General features: G+C 39.4%; 15 protein-coding genes. 9 read left to right on the top strand and 6 right to left on the bottom strand.

The window, feature by feature from the left end; translation table 11 throughout:
• Positions 1-6 precede the first annotated feature (6 nt).
• From METTI_RS07300 to METTI_RS15105, 4 genes are all read left to right on the top strand, one after another.
• A complete protein-coding gene (locus METTI_RS07300; RefSeq protein WP_023845177.1) occupies positions 7-1,065 on the top strand; it encodes a GNAT family N-acetyltransferase in 1,059 nt (352 codons plus the stop codon).
• Between the two features lie 87 nt (positions 1,066-1,152).
• Positions 1,153-2,241, top strand: a complete 1,089-nt coding sequence (dinB, locus tag METTI_RS07305) for a DNA polymerase IV (RefSeq protein WP_023845178.1) — start codon at positions 1,153-1,155, stop codon at positions 2,239-2,241.
• An 8-nt stretch (positions 2,242-2,249) separates the two neighbouring features.
• Positions 2,250-3,104: an ion transporter gene (locus METTI_RS07310; protein ID WP_023845179.1), complete on the top strand. Its 855-nt coding sequence runs from the start codon at positions 2,250-2,252 to the stop codon at positions 3,102-3,104.
• A 303-nt stretch (positions 3,105-3,407) separates the two neighbouring features.
• Positions 3,408-5,036, top strand: a complete 1,629-nt coding sequence (locus METTI_RS15105) for an ATP-binding protein (protein ID WP_023845180.1) — start codon at positions 3,408-3,410, stop codon at positions 5,034-5,036.
• Between the two features lie 70 nt (positions 5,037-5,106).
• Here the strand turns inward: METTI_RS15105 and METTI_RS15110 are convergent, their stop codons facing one another.
• Positions 5,107-5,904: a ribonuclease HI family protein gene (locus METTI_RS15110; protein ID WP_023845181.1), complete on the bottom strand. Its 798-nt coding sequence runs from the start codon at positions 5,902-5,904 to the stop codon at positions 5,107-5,109.
• Between the two features lie 106 nt (positions 5,905-6,010).
• Positions 6,011-6,640: a 4Fe-4S binding protein gene (locus METTI_RS07325; protein WP_023845182.1), complete on the bottom strand. Its 630-nt coding sequence runs from the start codon at positions 6,638-6,640 to the stop codon at positions 6,011-6,013.
• 146 nt (positions 6,641-6,786) lie between these two features.
• Between METTI_RS07325 and cooS the strand changes: the two genes are divergently transcribed.
• Entirely contained in the window at positions 6,787-8,691 is a 1,905-nt protein-coding gene (gene cooS, locus METTI_RS07330; protein WP_023845183.1) for an anaerobic carbon-monoxide dehydrogenase catalytic subunit, read from the top strand.
• A 21-nt stretch (positions 8,692-8,712) separates the two neighbouring features.
• Positions 8,713-10,890 carry a heavy metal translocating P-type ATPase gene (locus METTI_RS07335; RefSeq protein WP_023845184.1) on the top strand — a complete coding sequence of 726 codons (2,178 nt, stop codon included), beginning with the start codon at positions 8,713-8,715 and terminating at the stop codon, positions 10,888-10,890.
• A gap of 14 nt (positions 10,891-10,904) precedes the next feature.
• On the opposite strand, the gene METTI_RS07340 is transcribed toward METTI_RS07335, so the two are convergent.
• Entirely contained in the window at positions 10,905-11,138 is a 234-nt protein-coding gene (locus tag METTI_RS07340) for a hypothetical protein (RefSeq protein ID WP_023845185.1), read from the bottom strand.
• 230 nt (positions 11,139-11,368) lie between these two features.
• On the opposite strand from METTI_RS07340, the gene METTI_RS07345 reads away from it, so the two are divergent.
• The gene (locus tag METTI_RS07345; RefSeq protein WP_023845186.1) at positions 11,369-13,045 is read left to right on the top strand and encodes a hypothetical protein; all 1,677 of its coding nucleotides are present in this window, start codon (positions 11,369-11,371) and stop codon (positions 13,043-13,045) included.
• Between the two features lie 118 nt (positions 13,046-13,163).
• Positions 13,164-14,057 (top strand): formylmethanofuran--tetrahydromethanopterin N-formyltransferase, encoded by an 894-nt coding sequence (gene fhcD / locus METTI_RS07350; RefSeq protein ID WP_023845187.1) that lies wholly within the window; start codon positions 13,164-13,166, stop codon positions 14,055-14,057.
• A gap of 240 nt (positions 14,058-14,297) precedes the next feature.
• Here fhcD and METTI_RS07355 read toward each other — a convergent pair whose 3' ends face one another.
• The 3 genes from METTI_RS07355 to METTI_RS07365 form a co-directional block, all read right to left on the bottom strand.
• A complete protein-coding gene (locus METTI_RS07355; protein ID WP_023845188.1) occupies positions 14,298-14,678 on the bottom strand; it encodes a hypothetical protein in 381 nt (126 codons plus the stop codon).
• A 126-nt stretch (positions 14,679-14,804) separates the two neighbouring features.
• The gene (locus METTI_RS15745) at positions 14,805-14,969 is read right to left on the bottom strand and encodes a hypothetical protein (RefSeq protein ID WP_023845189.1); all 165 of its coding nucleotides are present in this window, start codon (positions 14,967-14,969) and stop codon (positions 14,805-14,807) included.
• A 326-nt stretch (positions 14,970-15,295) separates the two neighbouring features.
• Positions 15,296-16,900 (bottom strand): right-handed parallel beta-helix repeat-containing protein, encoded by a 1,605-nt coding sequence (locus tag METTI_RS07365; protein WP_023845191.1) that lies wholly within the window; start codon positions 16,898-16,900, stop codon positions 15,296-15,298.
• Positions 16,901-17,174: 274 nt separating this feature from the next.
• On the opposite strand from METTI_RS07365, the gene METTI_RS07370 reads away from it, so the two are divergent.
• On the top strand, positions 17,175-17,564 hold the full coding sequence (locus METTI_RS07370) for a hypothetical protein (RefSeq protein ID WP_023845192.1): 390 nt from the start codon (positions 17,175-17,177) through the stop codon (positions 17,562-17,564).
• The last annotated feature ends 18 nt before the right edge of the window (positions 17,565-17,582 follow it).

A 17,582-nucleotide genomic window follows, 5' to 3' on the forward strand; every position in this document is an offset into this window, starting at 1 on the left:
GATTGCATGGTCAATATAAGACCTTTTAGGGAAGAGGACAACGATTCTCTGTTGAATATTGAAAAATTGTGTCCTCAGGGGAATGAAGAATGTGCAATGATCATTGACAAGGGACCGGATATTACAGCAAGATACGAAATTTATGACAACTGGGAAATCCGTGTTGCAGAAAAGAATGCCACCGCTGTGGGATGGATAGGCTGGACTATTAAAAAAGGAACGGATGAACCATATCTTTACATTGCAGAAGTAATGGTTCATCCTGACCACAAAAATCAGGGACTAGAAGTCGAACTTGTCAGGGAAGCAGAAAAGGCTGCATCTGAAGCAAAGGCTTCTTACATCTATTGTTATGCGTATGAACCTAATGAAGAGTTCATGGATCTTTTTGAAAAGCTTGGTTACATGAGGAAGAAAAGCATACAGGCTATTTCGATTTCAGCTTACAAAAAGGAGAATATGGAAAGCGGTTATGAAATTGAAAGAATAAATGCCGAAGACATTCATGATACCATTAAACTGATCAATAGCTACTACCATGGAAATGCCCAATTTTGTCCTTTTACCATAGAGAGTTTCAAAGACTATACTGAGAGAATATTTGGATATGGTCTCGAGAATTTCATAACGGCAAAATGGAAAGGACATATTGTTGCCTGTGCTGGTTTTTGGGATGCTTCAGTCCTTATGGAAGTTACATACACTAAGGAACCGATGATGTGGAAAGTCATGGCAAATGCATACGGAATACTCAGACACTTTACAAGAGTGCCGGATATTCCAACGGAAGGTGAGGTCTGTAAAATGCATTCAATTGTAGATTTCGCATTTGAGCAGGAACACAGTCCTGCAATGGAAGAGATAATCGACTACTGCAACAACCTTATGTTTGAAACGAACTGCAAGTTCTTCGGAGCCTATACTGACCCTGATGATCCGGTTCTAGGAGTACTGAAAAAGTTCAAGCCAATGCATGAGAACCTGTACCTCTACGCAAAACCAATTTCAGGAAAAATTCCAGACTTTAGCCGCATTTATGTGGATTGCAGGGATACGATTCTTTAAGTTTCATCCCTCAAACTTATTTTCTCATTCAATTTTCACCCATTTTTCAGTTAACCATAAAAAGCTCCTGAACATTCTTACTAACTGATGGAACGTGTGATAATTCATGTGGACATGGACTACTTCTATGCTGCAATAGAAGAGAGGGAAGACCCGACACTCAAAGGGAAAGCTGTTGTTGTCTGCATGTATTCCAATCGTGGGGAATCAGGTGGAGCTGTCAGTACTTCTAATTATATAGCAAGGGATGCCGGAATACGTTCTGCAATGCCGTGCAAGCTTGCAAAATCCAAAAATCCTGATGCTGTTTTTCTGCCGGTACGAAAAGCGTTCTATGAAGATGTTTCTGCAAATGTGATGGAGATACTCAGGTCCAATGCAGACAGCGAGGAAGCCTTTGAAAAGATAAGTATTGATGAGGCTTTTCTGGAGATAACCGAATCCTGCAATGGTGATTATGATATTGCAAAGGAAATCGGTCTCAGAATTAAAAAAGAAGTGAAGTCGCAGGAAAGAATAACCTGCTCAGTTGGCATCGGTCCCAACAAACTCATTGCCAAAATGGCATCATCTTTCCGTAAACCTGATGGAATAACTATTATAAAACCAGAAGATACTGAGGACTTTCTTAAACCGATGCCGGTGAAGAAATTATGGGGAATTGGCAAGGTAACTGAGGATAAGCTATCTGAAATGGGAATAAAAACTGTTGAAGAACTGGCTGTCTTTGATGTTATGGAACTTATCTCTGTTTTTGGAAAGAGCAAAGGCATGTGGCTGAAAAATGCTGCATCAGGTCAGGATGACAGTCCTGTGAAGGAGAGAACTGCAAGCGACCAGATTGGCAGGATGGCATCACTTAAAAATGACAGTCGAAATGAGAATATGATTTTCTCATTGCTGGATGAGCTTATGGATGATGTTATCGGCAAGGTTGAAAAAAGGAAAGTATCATTCCGTTCCGTAACAGTAACCGTTATATTCTCAAATTTCAAAACTTCAACAAAAAGTAAAACATTCAATCATGCCGTTAATGACAGGGAAATACTTGCTGAGAATGCTGTAGAACTGATGAAACAGTTCCTTGAAGAAAGCAATATTAACTTCAGGCGTATCGGAGTGAGAGTTGGCAACCTGCAGGAAAGCACAGGACAAAAGAGCCTTTTTGATTTCTGAGGATTACAATGGCTGCATATGAGGATAAATATTCAGATAACAAACCTGATGGGAATAACTGGAGAAGCCGGCTCTATGAAGTGATATTTGAGGCAGACACTCCGGCCGGGAAGAATTTTGATATAATTCTGATAGTGAGTATTCTCCTGAGCGTGGTAGCTGTCATGCTGGACAGCGTGAAATCATTCAGGATTGCACACGGCGACCTGCTCTACAATATAGAGTGGTTCTTCACCATTATTTTTACAATTGAATATTTCCTTCGAATGCTTTGTGTCAAAAGCAAAACAAAGTATGCAATCAGTCTTTTTGGAATTGTTGACCTGCTGGCCATAATGCCCACATACCTGAGTCTCTTCCTTCCGGGAAGCCAATTCCTGCTGGTTATTAGAATACTCAGGGTGCTGAGAATATTCCGTATTCTCAAGCTTGTTAAATTCCTCGATGAAGCTGAACTATTGGTATCAGCCATGAAAGCCAGCCGAAGAAAGATAACCGTTTTTCTTTTCACGGTACTAACTCTTGTAGTCATTCTGGGTTCACTAATGTATCTTATAGAGGGAGAAGAGAATGGATTTACAAGTATACCCTTCAGTATCTACTGGGCTATCGTAACCCTGACAACTGTCGGATATGGTGATGTTGTTCCGAAAACCCCTCTTGGAATCACACTTTCTTCGGTTATTATGATAATTGGTTACAGCATAATAGCGGTTCCAACTGGTATCGTAACGGCAGAGATAAGTTTTGCCTCTATTGAAGAGAGAGAAAAGAAAAGACTTAAGATCGTCTGCAATAATTGCGGCAATGACAAAAACGATAGTGATGCACGCTTTTGCAAGAATTGTGGAACAAAATTATAAGAGAAATATCATATCTTGATTTACAGTAAATATATGAGATTAGATATATTATCACTTTATAATATTATTGATTCTCTGCATATAGATTGTAACCATATTTTTTTAGAAGTATATATAAGAGGCTTTGATATATCACACTCATGCTCATCATCATATATGCAAATCCCGGATACATATAAATAGCAGAATTCAAGAAGTTTTCATCCTGATTCAGTATTATAACATTATACTAATGGTATAAAATTCCAGTAACAACTTACCTGCGCCTGAATCACAATAATTGAAAGTATCCGGGGGATTCACATGTCAATCTATGACACAAAAAACGATGAGCTGGACAATGCAAGTAGTATGCAGCTCAACCTCTTGAAAAAAACCCTGTCATCAGTACAGGATCTCATAGTTGTAATAGACCGGAATATGCGGATTGTAACAAGCAACTGGAAGAATTGCAATTCTATACCTGCAAATGAAAAAATGGGTAATCCATTATGCTACAGTTGTCTCATGAAACAGTCAAAACCCTGCGAATCATGCCGTTTGCTGGAGGTTTTTGCCACAGGAAAATGCTGCAGGTTTGAGATTGAAGACCCTCTTGACAACAAAACAAAACTCATTGAGCTTTCACCTCTTTTTGACGATGATGGAAATGTGTCCATGGTAGTTAGACATGCAAAGGACATCAGCGAATGCAAATCCATTGAAAATACCCTGAAAATGAGAGAAAAACAACAGGCTGTAGTTGCAAAACTCGGACAGGAAGGACTTGCAGGAGCAGACCTTGATAAGCTTATGCAGGAATCTGTGAGACTTGTGACAGACACCCTTGATGTGGAATACTGCCGTATAATGGAAAAAGAAGGTAATGGCGCAGTCATGGTTGCTGGTGTTGGCTGGGAAGAAGAAAACAACAGCAAAAATGAGAATGAAAACAGCAAGAATGACATTGTCTGCTATACTTTGTACTCTGACCGCAATGAAGATCCAGCTATAAGTGAAGACATTTCACAGGAGAAATACAACTTTACAAGCGGGTTACCATTGCTAAAAGAGAATGGAATCGTCAGCGGTATGGATGTTACTATCGGAAGCAGGGATGATCCTTACGGTGTTATGAATGTACACACCACGCAGAGAAGGGTGTTCACTAAAGATGATATGCACTTCATGCAATCTGTGGCCAATGTACTTGCAGAAGCTCTCAGCAGAAAAGAAGCCGAAGAGAATCTCAAAAGCTATGCAAAACGTCTTGAGGATGCAAACCACCTGAAAGTGCTTTTCACAGATATCTTAACACACGATCTTCTTAATCCTGCAAATATAATACGCGGTTTTACTGAAGAGATGATAATTGTCGAGGATGAGCAAAGTAAGCAGACTCTGCTTGATAAGATTCACAAGAACAATGAAAGAATGATCTATATGATAGAATCAGCTTCAAAGTTCATTAAACTGGAATCTGTGGACGATATCAAATTTGAGGAGCAGGACTTTTTGCCCATTCTTGAAAAAGTAGTCAGGAACCTCAATTCTGAAATGACTAAAAAAGGTATTAATTTCGATATGAAAGCAATGGGGCCTTATCCCTCATTTGTTAACCCTATAATGGAAGAAGTATTCCTCAACCTGCTTTCCAATGCAATAAAATTCACTCCCCCAAACGGGAGAATATCAATAGCCATTTCAGATGCCATGGATAAATGGAAAATACAGGTTACTGACACAGGTCCTGGAATCAATAATGATGAAAAGGAAATGATATTTGAGCGTTTCAGACGTGCTGATAAAGGAAGCATAAAAGGAAGCGGCCTTGGTCTTGCAATTGCAAAAAGGATAGTGGAACTTCACGGTGGGGAAATCGGAGTTGAAAACAATCCGATTGGCCGTGGAAGTGTTTTCTGGTTCACCATCAGAAAGGCTCCATGCTTCTGAATCTTAATATGAATCTGAATTTAAAACAGAAACTTTGGACTATCTGAAACTCCGATAAATTAGTTTTTTCTTACTTTTTTCTCTTTTTACTGAGTTCAATATCTACCTTGACTTTTTTTACCGCAAGGTCTGTGGAAAGTCCCCTGAGCATCCACCTGAGTGCTGAAGCCTGTTGACTTGAATTATTGGGAAATTCCTTTTTAGCAATGGAAGAAGCTTTTGGGCCTGCTTCCTTCTGTAAAGTCTCAAGTTTTTTCCTTGAAAATGAGTCAAATCCTCCAACCTTAAGCTGTGCAAAAGATTTGAAACCAGGTGAGGGAGAAGTATTAAGTTCATTTATCTGAAGTCTCAGTTTTGAGGATACAGAAGATGAATTCACATCTGCAACAAACTTCCTGTTCTCAGGTTTAACAGAGTTTGATTTTGATTCTGTTTTTGAATCAGATTTTGGCATGTTGTTGCGTCTGGATTTAGGAAGGGCAAGCCTGTCTGCAATACTGTTCTGTTCCCTGGGAACCCATGTGAATTTGACATTCAGATTGTGCTTTTTGATTATCTCTGAAGTTTCATTTTTTATCTCGGCCAGGTTCTCATTTTTAACTTTCCATTTCCCTGACATCTGACTAATGACAAGTTTGCTGTCACCACGAACCTGAAGAGGACCTTTCCCCCCGAGTTTGAGGTAATTCTTTATACCTTCCTTCAGGGCTGTGTATTCGGCAACATTATTGGTATTGGATTTTGAAGGTTTCTTTTCCTTGCTACCTTCCGTTGGTTTTTTGCCATTGCTCCAGTTTATAATCCATCCAAATCCCATTATCCCTCCTGGATTCGGGTCGCATGAGCCGTCAAAATTCAGTGTGTCCATATTTACTTTAAAAAGTTAGTCATTGCTTTTGTATCTGCCGGAAAAAAAGATTTAAAAAAGAAAAATTGAGGAAAAGAGAATAAAGAAACAGAAAAAAGGAAAAGAATCATGCATCTTTTACAGATTTCTTGAAACTCAATGCATCCTTTGGACAAATATCAATACATCTTCCACATTTGATACAATCAGGATTGTGTGTCATATCCACAATATTCAGGTGCATTGGACATATCTTTTCACATTTATGGCATTTGATACATTTCTCCTGATCCATCACAAGAGGATACTTGTTCACGCCTACTATGCTCTGTAGTGTTCCCATAGGACAGAAAGTACACCATGTCCTTGGAGCTATTGTTACTCCAAGAATAACTGCAATTGAAGACGTGGTCAGGCACATAATTACAAGAACCATGCCTATCTGATTCACGATTCCGTGAGTGTTCATGAGCCTGTAGCCCATAAAGACCATCATGAGCATGAGAAGAGGAACTCTGATAAAGTAGCTTTTGAGAATTTTAGGTATTTTTCTTTTTTCTGAAACTTTACCCACCCAGAAATCCATGAAGCTTCCCCTTGGGCAAAGATTTCCACAGAACCAGCGACCCCTGAATGGTGCTATCAAAAAGATGGCAGCAAACACAAGTAACATGAAATAACCAAGCAGTGGGAACCATAATCCTGCAATTGAAACAATGATGACAAGCGGCCCCATATAGGGAGTTATTTTCAGCATTCATTCACCTTCTGCTATATTTTTACACTTTTATAGATATTAACTTTTGCTTATTCTTTTGAAATTTATGACTCCAAAGAGTTCTTAAAGTCTGCCACACCAAGTATATATGGGTTTAAAATCCAAACATAAAATGGGGAATTATTGTGGAAGATGATAGAATATCATATCATGAGTCAGTGCGCACAGTATATAAAAGAATAAAAGAAGACGGTATAACCAACATCTGGGACCGCTATGAAGCACAGGGAATGGGCAGCAGCCCGGATAGAAGATGTAACTTCTGTCAGGGAGGAATGCGTTGCGACCTTTGTTCTAATGGGCCATGCCGTGGAGATGCACTGAAGGATAAAAGAGGAGTTTGTGGAATAACTGCCGACGGAATGGCAATGCGTATGATGCTTTTGCGAAACGTTATGGGAGCTTCGACATATCAGTACCATACGAACCAGACAATAAAGACACTGAGAGCCACAGCAAAAGGGGAGACGCCTTTTAAAATAACCGAAGAAGAAAAACTTAGAAACTTCGCCGAAAGACTCGGAATCGATTCCAGTGGAAATATAGGAGATGTTGCCCTGGAATTCTGTGATTTTGTGGAAGAAGATTTTACAAGAGAATACGGACAGCCGAGTAAAATTGTGGAGATGCTTGCTCCAAAAGAAAGACAGGAGTTATGGAAAAAAACAGGCATCTTTCCCGGAGGTATCCAGACAGAAATTCTTAGGTCAACAAGTTCATCCCTGACCAATGTGGACGGAAATTATGTTAGCCTTGCATTAAAGGCCATGAAGCTTGGTGTGGCAATGGCATATCAGAGCCAGATAGTCAATGAATATTGTCAGGACATCATATTCGGATTACCCAGACCTCACAAAATGAGAGTTGACCTCGGAGTCCTCGATCCGGATTATGTTAACATTCTACCAAACGGACATGAACCATTCCTTGGATTTGCAATGGTGCAGCTTGCAAGAAAAACTGAGTGGCAGAATAAGGCCAAGCAGGTTGGAGCTAAAGGTCTGAGGATAATTGCTAACATTGAGACAGGACAGGAAATGATCCAGCGATGGGAAATGGATGACGCTTTCTATGGATTCACAGGTAACTGGATAATGCAGGAGGCTGTGCTTGCAAGCGGCTGTGTGGATATTTTTGTTGCGGACATGAATTGTTCTATGCCGATAGATCCTATGTATGCTGAAAAATATAAATTCAAACTTATCCCTGTAAGTGATCTTGTTTCTTTTGAAGGGGTAACCGAACGTCTTGAGTATATTCCTGAAAAAGCCAGTGAGCAGGCAGCAAAACTACTCCAGATGGGCATTGATAACTTTAAGGAAAGAAAGGCAAGCGTTAAGCCTGTTACAGATTTGCCGATGAGTGAAGCGGTGGTGGGCTTTTCCACAGAAAGCATACTTGAAGCCCTGGGAGGAAAACTTGACCCGCTTCTGGATGCCATCAAAGACGGAACCCTACGCGGAGTTGCAGGACTTGTTTCCTGTACAACCCTGAGAGACACGGGTCAGGATAGCCACAGCATTGCCGTTGCAAAGGAACTTATCAAAAGGGATGTACTTGTGCTTTCCATGGGATGTGGAAATGCAGCCATGCAGGTTGGAGGACTCTGCAGTCCCGAAGCAAAAGAACTTGCAGGACCCGGACTGAAGGCAATCTGTGAAACACTTGGAATTCCTCCGGTACTCAGTTACGGAACCTGCACCGATACGGGCAGAATCGCTGATCTGATAGCAGCTGTATCTGCAGCACTTGGTAATGTTCCTGTACCCGATCTGCCAGTTGTTGCAACAGCTCCTGAATATATGGAACAGAAAGCAACGATAGACGCGGTATTTGCACTGGCATTCGGTCTTTATACACACGTAAATCCTGTTCCAACTGTAACAGGAGCACCGAATCTTGTGAAACTCCTAACCGAGGATTGTAAAGATGTCACAGGCGGTGTGATGAATGTTGAAACAGATGCTGTAAAAGCAGTGGAACTCATGCTTGACCATATTGAGAACAATCGTAAAAAACTTGGAATCTGAGAAGAAGGTTGTCGGGAAAAGATGGAACATAAGGACCATGATGGCTCTGCCATAAAAGAAGAGAATGGAATGCATGAGCATAAAACTAATCATGAGGGCGGTCATGCAGAAAATCATGAGATGAATCATGAAATGACAGAGAAAACTTATGCAGAGCATGAAAGTTCTGGCACCTATGACAAACATATGAATCATGAAGGTCATCAGGGTCATGAAGACCATTCCAGCCACCATGCAATGATGGTTCAGGATTTCAGGAAAAGATTCTGGTTATCACTTGTTCTGACGGTGCCGATTCTTCTTCTGTCTCCAATTATACAGGATTTCCTTAAATCAAGTGTTGGAATTGCCATTCCATCTTTTTCAGGTGACACATACCTGCTGTTTGTGTTCTCAACTGCGGTCTTCTTCTATGGAGGCTGGCCTTTCCTCAAAGGAATAAAGGATGAACTTACAGCAAAAAATCCAGGTATGATGACACTTATTGCGGTTGCCATCACCGTTGCCTACGGATACAGCAGTCTTGTTGTTTTCGGACTTGAAGGGAAGCTCTTTTTCTGGGAACTGGCAACCCTGATAGACATCATGCTTCTTGGTCACTGGATGGAAATGAAATCTGTCATGGGAGCTTCCATGGCTCTGCAGGAACTGGTAAAACTCATGCCATCAGATGCACATCTCCTGAGATCGGACGGAGGAACAGAAGATGTTCCAATTGATGAACTTAAAATGGAAGATAAAGTCCTTGTCAAACCCGGGGAGAAAATACCTGTCGATGGTGTTGTGGTTGACGGACAAAGTTCTGTAAATGAGGCAATGCTTACAGGTGAATCAAATCCTGTTCCAAAGGAAAAAGGGGACGAAGTTATTGCCGGTGCTATTAACGGTGAAGGCTCACTGACTATTGAAGTTCGTAAAACCGGAAAAGACTCTTTCCTGTCACAAATGCTTGATCTCGTTTCACAGGCACAACAGAGTAAATCAAAAACCCAGAACCTTGCTGATAGAGCTGCTCTGTGGCTCACAATAATTGCTCTCACAGCAGGTACACTTACTTTTTTTGCATGGCTCAGGCTGGCAAACACTGACCTTGCATTTTCACTTGAAAGGGCCGTAACTGTTATGGTTATCACCTGTCCTCATGCCCTTGGACTTGCAATCCCTCTTGTAGTTGCAGTTTCATCTGCAATTGGTGCACGCAACGGACTGCTTATCAGGAACAGAGGACCATTTGAGAGATCAAGGAATATTGATGCGATTGTTTTTGACAAGACAGGAACTCTCACAAAAGGAGAATTCGGAGTCAGTGACGTTGTTATCTTTGATGAGAATATGCAGGAAAAAGAATTACTCAGTTATGCAGCATCCATTGAATCTGATTCCGAGCATCCGATAGCACAGGGAATCCTGAACTCTGCTGAACCTGACTATAAGGTTGAGAATTTCAGTGCCATTTCAGGAAAAGGCGCACAGGGAACTGTTAATGGCAAAGATGTAAAGGTCGTGAGTCCTGCATATCTGAAAGAAGAAGGGATCAGTTATCCTGAGGAAAAACTGGAAAAAATAAACATTCAGGGGAAAACCACGGTCTTTGTTCTTATTGAAGGAAACGTAGTTGGTGCTATTGCACTTGAAGATGTGGTCAGGTCTGAATCAAAGGAAGCTGTTGGCAAGTTGAAAGAAATGGGTATCAAATGTTTCATGCTTACAGGCGACCAGAAGCAGGTGGCTGAGAGAGTTGCAGACCAGATCGGCCTTGATGAATACTTTGCAGGTGTTCTGCCCGATGAGAAAGCTTCCAGAATAAAGGAAGTTCAGGAAAGGGGACTTACTGTTGCAATGGTTGGAGATGGCATTAATGATGCACCTGCACTTGCACAGGCTGATGTGGGTATAGCAATTGGAGCCGGTACTGATGTTGCAGTGGAAACAGCGGACATAGTACTTGTAAAAAGTAATCCTCTTGATGTGCTGGCCATAATGGAACTCTCAAAGGCAACTTACAGCAAAATGAAACAGAATCTTTTCTGGGCAACAGGCTACAATGCTCTGGCAATTCCACTTGCAGCAGGGGTGTTGTATCAACAGGGAATTTTATTGTCACCGGCAGCAGGAGCCGTACTGATGTCAATGAGCACAATTATCGTTGCTGTAAATGCAAGACTTCTATCCATAGACCGGGAACACAAGCCGGAGTGATTTCAATTTATGTATTATTCCCGCAGAGAAAATTTATTTCTGACATTGCTCATTGAACTTTTTGTATATTTGTCAGCTATCTTTGTTACCGACACACCAAGTAAAAGACCCATAAATAATCCAATCTGAAATGTAAGTTCACCAAATCCTGATTTTGCATGTATTTCCCATTCATCGATTTGCAAAGATACAAAAAGCTGAACTGCAAGCAAAAAAATGGTAATTATTTTCCATGTTTTTATTTTCATTTTTCTGGTCCCCCGGAGGAAAAAAGTCTGATCTCATTATCGAATTTGATTAGAATCCCCTCACATATAGAAATAAATTGCTTTATTGTATAAAAAAGTTATTATCTGTCTGTTCATACGTTCAGAAAATTTATTCCCAAAGTTGCAGACAACAAAATAATCCGGAATACATCTCAACCGTTTGATTTCAATAAATATATATATAAATACAAATCAACAATATAAAAGCCATGGATATCCTCATACCTGATATTGTTGATACAGCTCTAATAAGTGGTGTAATATCACTTTTCCTTATTGCAGACATCCTGATCAAAAATTACATGAAGATCAATCTGAGAGATGTTGGAGCTGATCTTGCTATCGGTTCTGTGGTTATCCAGTTTGGTTATATTACCCTTATACTTGTGAACCAGCAGATGGAAATCTTCTGGAATAATGTTCTCCTTGCAATATGCTTCGGGCTTTTCTGGGCCGCATGTCTCTGGCTTGCGAGCAAAAGAGATGCCCTGACAGATATGTTCTCTTACACAATCGGAACTTTTACCCTGGCAGCATCCATAATGCATTTCCTTGGAACTTTCAAACCCATGGGAATGATTATGCTGTTTGTATATTCACTCATCCTCTCAGTATTGGCTTTCCTTCTGGCTGATTATCTCAGAACAGAATCAGTGAAGAAAACTTATGAGAAACTTACAAAAGACCTGCAGATATATGATATGAATGAGAGCTACAGGAAACTGGAAGCAGGCAAAGAGAATATTGACCCGCTGCAACCTGTGGTTGATATAATACGTGGAGCTGTCAGGAATAATGACGACTTTACCGCAATTGTGGGTGTTAAAACAATTCCAAAGCTGGCCTCAAAAGTTCTCATTTCCAGTGGAAAAAAGAACCTCATTATAAAGTATATCAATATACACCTGTACCAGCTTGCCATTCTTGCAAGAGAAGAAAAGAACAGGCTAGTATTGATGGAAGTGATTGATGCATTCGGTTCCATTGGAAAAGAATGTTCAGAAACCGGTATGGAAATATTTAGTTTGCAGACTCTGGACAAGATGACTGGTTTCTTTGAACTGCACAGGGAAATTGAATACTTCCCGCCGGTGGAAAAACTCACACTCATCAAACGTTCAAAGGGCATTAAGGAAATAGTCAATGTTTTCAGGAATAAGATGGTTTCAAGTCCTCTTCACAAACTTGCAATTGCAACAGGGGACATCGGGGTCGCATCAGCTAAAAAGAATATGCTGGACAGTACTGAAAAATCAGTTGTATTGCTTAAGAAGATAGCACTTGATGCAGCAATTAACAGGGATACCGCAACTCTTGGAAATATCCGGGAAGTACTGCTTGAAGTCGCAAGGACAGTTGACAGTAAAGACCAGAAGCACCTGAAAAAACTCATTATCTACACTCTGAGAGATATCGGAATTAAAGCTGTGCAGGAGTCTCCTGAAAGAGAAAGACACGATTGTCTTGATAAAGTGATTGAAGCCCTTGAAGAAGTTGGACAGATTTTTGGAAGGGAGTCACTTGCCGATGTTACATCTGCACTGAAAGATATAGGTGTGGTTGCCGCAAGGAAACATTCAGATGAAAAGGTCTCAAGGATAATTCCTGTTATGGAACAGTTCTGTACTGTTGCGGCATCAGATAATCAGGCGGACAACGTCTCACTTGCTGTTAATGCTATTGTTGAGGTATGCGAGATATCAATTAAGGAGCAGATGGTGGAATCTACTGCCAGTTCCTCAAAGAGCCTTGCAAACCTTTCAAACATCGAATCGATTTCTGTGATTGTCAGTGAAGCTATTTTTGAGATAGGTAAGTATCAGGAAATTGACAGGGAGATGTTTGCCCTTTTTGATAAAACCTACCGCAAGTCAGGCGGAAGGTAGTCTTCTTTTAGTCTGCATTTCGAAGAGTATATGTATTGTAATTGTGTTGTATTACTGCTATAGCTAGTGCAACATTTTGATGTTGCCTGCTAATTTTAACTTAAAACAAGGGATTATTATGGAAATCAATGGAGTAGAAATCGAAGATACTTTTGCAGAAGCGTTCCCAATCAAGATCTCAAGAGTACTTATCACCGCAGCAACAAAACGCTGGGCAGAGATAGCAGCACTTGAAGCAACAGGATTCGGTACCTCTGTTATTATGTGCCCTGCAGAAGCAGGTATTGAAAAGTTCGTAGGTCCTGATGAGACTCCTGACGGAAGACCTGGTGTATACATCCAGATCTGCACCTTCGGATACGAATCACTTGAACACCAGTTACTTGAGCGCCTTGGCCAGTGTGTGCTTACAGCACCAACAACAGCTGTTTTCAACGGTATGCCAGAAGCTGAGAAGCAGTTCAACGTAGGTTTCAAATTGAAGTTCTTCGGTGACGGAATGGAATCCGAGACAGAAGTAGACGGTCGCAAGATGTACAGCATCCCAATCATGGAGGGTGACTTCCTTGTAGAAGAGAACATCGGCGCTGTAGCAGGTATTGCAGGCGGTAACTTCTTTATCTTCGGTGACAGCCAGATGACAGCACTCACAGCAGCAGAAGTTGCAGTAGACGCTATCAAGGACCTTGAGGGTACAATCACTCCATTCCCTGGCGGAATTGTTGCAAGTGGCTCAAAAGCAGGTTTTAACAACTACAAGTTCATGAAGGCAACTGCAAACGAGAAGTTCTGCCCATCCATCAGGGACAAGGTCGAAGGTACCGAAATTCCAGAAGGTGTAAAGGCAGTTTACGAGCTTGTCATCAACGGTGTCGACGAGGATGCTATCCAGAAGGCAATGAAGGCAGGTATCGAAGCAGCTATCGCAGTTCCTGGTGTCTCAAAGATCACCGCAGGAAACTACGGCGGCAAACTCGGTAAGTACCAGTTCCACCTGAAAGACCTTTGTTAAAAAGGCTCTTTCATTTTTCATATTTTTTGTATTTTAGTCATATTGTAATTCTGTTAATCTAAGTGGCTCCAAAATTGCTATTTTTCATCTTCACAAAAGCAACCTGTAATCTAAAAATAAAGTAGCTATCCGCCGAAGGTGGCACATTACGATTCTGCTGCACAGAATATAATTACAAAAATGATTGTATTTATACAGAGATTTCTACAGAGCCGGAAATGAAAAGATTTATTCTTCTCTTCATGCAATTGAATACCCAAAGTCTATGGATAAGGTTCCACTGTTATTATTAATATCCATGGAAACTTCTGCAGTAGGTTGTACTTCGAAATTATATGTGCTAGTTACATTATTTCCCAAAGTGGCCTTATATACATAACTCGTATCATTTTTATCGATTGGTGCTGACATGATGTATGTATTGGCCTCCAAATTGTATATCTCACTAAATATTGATGTTCCTGCGGAATCGAATATTTCGACTTTAATGTTATGTGAATATATGTCATTATTAAAGACTGAGAAACGTAGTGGTTCTTCTTTATTTCCTAAAGCATACATCAATATAAGAGCCAAGATTGCTATAATTATGATGGAGACAATTAGTTTATTCTTGGTCATTTTTTCCTCAGTTTAACTTCAAATAATTATTTTATTTTTATAGTAGATTTATTAATATGTCTGCGTTTTTTAGTATATATAAATTTTGTATTAAAAAATAAAAATAACACCGTAGTGTTATTTATTTTACTGGAAGCCTGCTACAGTAGATTTATGGGAAGAAACTATACCCGCATTGTCATGTGAATCATCACCATGTCCTGAAGGGCCTGTTGTTGAGAATTCCATCATTGTACTAGCCACGAACATCTCAGGCATTACTGTTGTGTATGTAATTACTCCACCTGCCATATTGTAGATTCATCATATGATTGTGATTGGTAGACAGTAATATGTCCTTGAGTCCAAGTAGTTCCCTCACTATGGGTTGCAGTTTCTTTATTCTTCATGTGATTTTTCAAGTATCTGTACAATGACTAAAATACACATAAAAACTAATGTCATAAGAGCCAGTATCGAACTGGAATTATCTTTAATCACCTCTAGATAAAAATTAGTGGATGCAGTTATTAAAGTTATTATTCCAAGAAATCGAGACATTTTTTTACTTAAATTATGCATATCTTTCACCTATATTGTCTCCTGTGTCAGGAACAGCATATAGTTCCTCTCTCTGATTACAAAGCTTGGCTCCAATCAGAAGCACTTTGGTTTATTTGCAATACATCCATACCTAATTCTTCTACTTTTGAATCTCCATAAGCAGGATTTGGATAATCATAAAATACTTCTGCATAAAGTTGTATAAGTACGTCCTGATTTTCTCTTTCCAGATCAAGTCTTTGTCTGTAATGATATTCTTCCATATATTCCAGAGTCAGAGGTTCTTGATACCTCAATTCATAATTGCCACTTGGTAATCTTCTGGAACTAATGTGAATATCCGCGGACAGTATGTCTCCAAATCCATTTGGATATGCATACTTATCATTGTAGATTAAGTCAAAGGAGAGAGTTCCTCTGGTATGAGTTTCATTTATAGCTTCATTATCCGTCCATTGCATATTTGTTATTTCCACATTTTCGGTCATTCCGGCTTCAAATGGGAAATACCATGCAAGAAGCAAAATAACTGATATTATGATCAATATAACCAAACCAAAAAGTCCCTTCTTCAACCAGGATAAACCGAAATGAAAAGCAATTATAGTTAATACTATCAGAGTGATGATTACAATGAGAATATCCTGTAATGGACTAAGTTTTATATTTTCAGCACGGTTGTCTGCAAATGAATTATCCTCAATGGTATTTTTATCGTCTGGAAATCGATGGTAAATAGCATATTCTTCATTTGACCGGAACTTATTATTTTTAATAATATTGTTGTCAGTGCTTTCGATGGTTATCCCATTTAGGTTGCTGTAGAAACTATTTCGCTCGAATATGTTGTTTGAACTCAAGGAAATTAAACGTATCCCAGAGTTCTTATTTTCTGAAAAATAATTATCTGTCACTGAATTTGAGTTTGAATGCCATACATTGAGACCATACTGATTGTTTTCATTCAGATTGTTACCAAAGACTGTGTTTTCATCAGATGATGTCAATGCCAGACCGATGTTATTGAGAACGAGTTGGTTCTCGGTAATTGTGCAGAGTGAGGATTTCCTGAGGGCTATTCCATACATCTGGTTATTACTAAATTTATTATCTTTAATGGTAATCTGATCAGATTCATCCACATAAAGACCACGTTTGTTATTCAGAATATTGTTATTTTCCAGTTTGCTTAGCGTGGAAGCAAGAAGATACATCCCATGCTCGGTATTTGAAAGAACAGTGTTATTTTGAATCTCATTACCTGAAGAGGACTCGATATAAAAACCGTCCTGCGTATTAGAGATAATGTTGTTACTTACATGGCAATTTTTTGACTTTTCAATAAATATACCTGCAACAGAAGGATTGGTACTATCTCCTTTAACTGTCAGGCCACTTATCCTTACGTTATCTGCTGTTATGTGAATTATTGAAGCAGATGAATTGTTAGATGTAATAACGACATCATCAGGTTCAAGCGAAGAAGATCTTATGCTTAAAGGTTTGTCCACCTTAAGAGTTTCAGAATATGTTCCACTGTAGATAATTATGGAATCATTCTTTTGAGCCTGATCTATTGCATCCTGTATAGAACTGAAAGAGTTATTTGTATTGCTGTTGTCACCTACTGTTATTGTAGTTGCAGAGACACAACTAACAGTAAGAAAAAGAAAGATCATCAATGTGATTATTCTAAGATTCACGGTTTTTGTCCTTTAAACTTGGATCTGATCAGAAAATCGGTCTAACTTCATACTAATTTTTTAGTATAATATATATTTTTTATGGCCAATGTATCCAACCAATATGCTTGTCATTCCTGACTTTACCCTGCTGAAAGCATCAGTTGGATTGTATGACCATAATTAATAAATAAATTACATGTAACTTTTAATTAATTTATGAACTAATTTTAGAATATAGTAATTTTTGTAAATAATATGGAGTGATTAAATGACAGAAAACCGAGGAAGATACCTGGCAATAATTGGTGGAGTTTTAGGTATCTTTGTAAGTTTAGGACTATACGGCTTAATTGAAGGGATAATAAGTACCAATTATATAGCTATAGCCTTTATTTATGGTGCGACACCAGTACTGGGAATATCTGACCCAAAAACAGTGTTAGCAATCCATACATTTTCAGCAACAGCACTTGCATTCATTGGAATCATAGCAGCTTACAAATTATCGAAAAACGTGCGTAATTCTGCATTAATTATAATTGCATCAGGCATTGCCGGATTCATATTCATGGGATTTTTATGGATTCCAACCGGAATTTTGTTTGTAATCGGCGGGATACTATTAATGAGAGACATGAAGGTTAGTACCTCAGCTTAGCATTATACAAATTAAGAA

The sequence above is a fragment of the Methanolobus tindarius DSM 2278 genome (assembly GCF_000504205.1).
Taxonomy (GTDB): Archaea; Halobacteriota; Methanosarcinia; order Methanosarcinales; family Methanosarcinaceae; genus Methanolobus; species Methanolobus tindarius.

What these genes read in the sequence shown, in the direction of transcription:
- METTI_RS15110 (WP_023845181.1), bottom strand. Translation starts at nt 5,904, where the DNA reads ATGGACACACTGAATTTTGACGGCTCATGCGACCCGAATCCAGGAGGG.
- METTI_RS07355 (WP_023845188.1), bottom strand. Translation starts at nt 14,678, where the DNA reads ATGACCAAGAATAAACTAATTGTCTCCATCATAATTATAGCAATCTTG.
- METTI_RS07345 (WP_023845186.1), top strand. Translation starts at nt 11,369, where the DNA reads ATGGATATCCTCATACCTGATATTGTTGATACAGCTCTAATAAGTGGT.
- METTI_RS07370 (WP_023845192.1), top strand. Translation starts at nt 17,175, where the DNA reads ATGACAGAAAACCGAGGAAGATACCTGGCAATAATTGGTGGAGTTTTA.
- METTI_RS15105 (WP_023845180.1), top strand. Translation starts at nt 3,408, where the DNA reads ATGTCAATCTATGACACAAAAAACGATGAGCTGGACAATGCAAGTAGT.
- METTI_RS07335 (WP_023845184.1), top strand. Translation starts at nt 8,713, where the DNA reads ATGGAACATAAGGACCATGATGGCTCTGCCATAAAAGAAGAGAATGGA.
- METTI_RS15745 (WP_023845189.1), bottom strand. Translation starts at nt 14,969, where the DNA reads ATGGCAGGTGGAGTAATTACATACACAACAGTAATGCCTGAGATGTTC.
- METTI_RS07365 (WP_023845191.1), bottom strand. Translation starts at nt 16,900, where the DNA reads ATGATCTTTCTTTTTCTTACTGTTAGTTGTGTCTCTGCAACTACAATA.
- dinB (WP_023845178.1), top strand. Translation starts at nt 1,153, where the DNA reads ATGGAACGTGTGATAATTCATGTGGACATGGACTACTTCTATGCTGCA.
- METTI_RS07340 (WP_023845185.1), bottom strand. Translation starts at nt 11,138, where the DNA reads ATGAAAATAAAAACATGGAAAATAATTACCATTTTTTTGCTTGCAGTT.
- METTI_RS07300 (WP_023845177.1), top strand. Translation starts at nt 7, where the DNA reads ATGGTCAATATAAGACCTTTTAGGGAAGAGGACAACGATTCTCTGTTG.
- METTI_RS07310 (WP_023845179.1), top strand. Translation starts at nt 2,250, where the DNA reads ATGGCTGCATATGAGGATAAATATTCAGATAACAAACCTGATGGGAAT.
- fhcD (WP_023845187.1), top strand. Translation starts at nt 13,164, where the DNA reads ATGGAAATCAATGGAGTAGAAATCGAAGATACTTTTGCAGAAGCGTTC.
- METTI_RS07325 (WP_023845182.1), bottom strand. Translation starts at nt 6,640, where the DNA reads ATGCTGAAAATAACTCCCTATATGGGGCCGCTTGTCATCATTGTTTCA.